The sequence below is a fragment of the Actinocorallia lasiicapitis genome, from assembly GCF_054778695.1.
Map to the genome: position 1 here is coordinate 1 of NZ_BAAGZI010000619.1, position 2,169 is coordinate 2,169.

The window sequence follows — 2,169 nt, forward strand, 5'->3', positions numbered from 1 at the left end:
GGGCGAGCAGCCGCCCGGTCCAGGGCCCGAACCAGCCGCCCACGTCGACGGCCGTGCCGCCCGCCGGCACGAACTCCGCCAGCCGGGCCAGCTCCGGCTCGATCCGCGGATAGACGGCGCGGATCACCGCCCCCAGCAGCGGCTTGGGCGTGAGGGAGGCGATTACCCGGGCGGCGCGCTGGCTCATGGCCAGACCGTACCCGGCATCCCCCGAGAGCGGGCAAACTGGTGCGATCCCCTGGAGGCGACCCCCGTTGCAGACGATCACAGGCCCGCCGGCCGTCCGGGGCCATCTGGCCCCGCTCGACGGTCTGCGCGCCGTGGCCATCGGCCTGGTCGTCGCTCTGCACGTGGCCGGTTCGACCGGGAAGAACTCCGCCGACTCCCTGCTCTGGCGGATGGTCGGCAACGGCGGCGTCGGGGTGACGATCTTCTTCGTCCTCTCGGGCTTCCTGCTCTACCGGCCGTTCGCCCGCGCCGCCCTGGACGGCGCCGCACCGCCCTCGGTCCGCCGGTACCTGATCCGGCGCGGGCTGCGGATCCTGCCCGCCTACTGGCTGATGCTGATCTTCACCCTGCTGGTGTTCGGGCAGAACCGGGAGCACGCCGGCTCGCCGCGGACCTGGCTGGAACTGCTCACCCTCACCCACCCCTACGACCCCGACCCCTGGTGGCGGGGGCTCGGCCCGCAGGGGCTCGGCCCGGTCTGGAGCCTGTCGGTCGAGGCGTCGTTCTACCTGCTGCTGCCAGGACTGGCCTGGGTGCTGCACCGCTGGGCCCGCGGCTCGGCGGGGCGGCTGCTGGCCGGGATCGGCGTGGTCGGCGGGCTGTCGCTGGCCGAGGCCGCTGCCGTCCGGTACAGCGGGGACATCGGGCTGCTCTTCGCCAACGAACTGCTGCTGCCCCGCTCGCTGCTGATCTTCGCCTGCGGGATGGCCCTCGCGGTGCTCGCGGAACGGCCGGGCGCGCTCACCGAGGCCGTCGGGGCCGTTCCCGGGCTCTGCTGGACGGTCGCCGCCTGCGGGCTCGCCCTCGTCGCGACCCCGCTCGCCACCCCCGCCTACGGCCCGCAGAACGCCCACCAGTACCTGGTGACGATCCTGCTCTACCCGGTGATCGCGCTCGCGGTGGCCGCGCCCGCGGTGTTCGCGCCCGCGGGGCGGGTGGTCGCGGCGGTGCTGGGCAACCCGGTCGCCGTCCAGCTCGGGCTGGTCTCCTACGGGGTGTTCCTCTGGCACTCCCCGGTGATCGAATCCTGGTACGCGCTCACCGGACGCCCCCTGTACGCGGGCGACTTCACGCTCCTGCTCGGCGTGACGCTCCTCGGCTCGCTGATCGTCGCGGCGCTCAGCCACGTGTTCGTCGAGGAGCCCGCCCAGGCGCTGGCGCGCCGCCGCAAACCTCATGGGTGATCACTGACAAACGTCACTGGCCGCCCGCCGGGGTGATCGGCAGAATTCCCGGTCCATGGGACGGCGAGCAGTGCCGAGCGCCGCACGTCCGGCCGGGCCGCGGACGCGGGAGCTGGACGGGCTGCGCGGCGTCGCGATCGTGATGGTCGTGGCCGTGCACGTCGCCGAACTGACGGCGATGGCGTCGCCGGGAACCCCGGTGTGGCGGCTGGTCGCGGCCTGCGGTGGCGGGGTGCCGGTGTTCTTCGTCCTGTCGGGGTACCTGCTGTACCGGCCATGGCTCCGGGGGCCTGTGGCGGTCGGCGGGTACTACCGGCGGCGCCTCGTCCGGATCCTCCCGGCGCACTGGGCGGTGACGGCCGTCGCGCTGCCGGTGTTCAGCCCGCACCACGCCCAGGATCTTCGCTCCTGGGCGGAGCTCCTGACCCTGACCCATCTGTACGATCCGCGCCGCTGGTGGATCGGGTCAGGTCCGGTGGCGCTCGGCCCGGTGTGGAGCCTGGCCGTCGAGGCGGCCTTCTACCTGCTGCTGCCGCTGCTGGCCCGGCTGCGGATCGGGACGGTGGCGGCCCTCGCGGTGGGCTGCGCCGTGTTCACCTGGTGGCTCCGGACACACGCCTCCTACGGAGCCTTCTCCTACTGGCATCCGCTGCTGCCGCGCTGGTTCCCCTACTTCGCGGCGGGGATGGCGCTCGCGGTGCTGGTCGAGCGGGGCTGGCGGCCGTCGGGCGGCCGGTGGCTCGCGGTCGGCGCGTGC

Annotated in this window: 3 protein-coding genes; 2 read left to right on the forward strand and 1 reads right to left on the reverse strand. The window is 74.0% G+C overall.

The window, feature by feature from the left end; genetic code table 11:
- Positions 1-187 (reverse strand): hypothetical protein (locus ACYVE7_RS32970; protein ID WP_460370365.1); only part of this gene is annotated, 187 nt, incomplete at its 3' end.
- A gap of 67 nt (positions 188-254) precedes the next feature.
- Between ACYVE7_RS32970 and ACYVE7_RS32975 the strand changes: the two genes are divergently transcribed.
- Together ACYVE7_RS32975 and ACYVE7_RS32980 are read left to right on the forward strand one after the other, a co-directional pair.
- A complete protein-coding gene (locus ACYVE7_RS32975) occupies positions 255-1,412 on the forward strand; it encodes an acyltransferase family protein (protein ID WP_460370366.1) in 1,158 nt (385 codons plus the stop codon).
- 55 nt (positions 1,413-1,467) lie between these two features.
- Positions 1,468-2,169 (forward strand): acyltransferase family protein (locus tag ACYVE7_RS32980; RefSeq protein WP_460370368.1); only part of this gene is annotated, 702 nt, incomplete at its 3' end.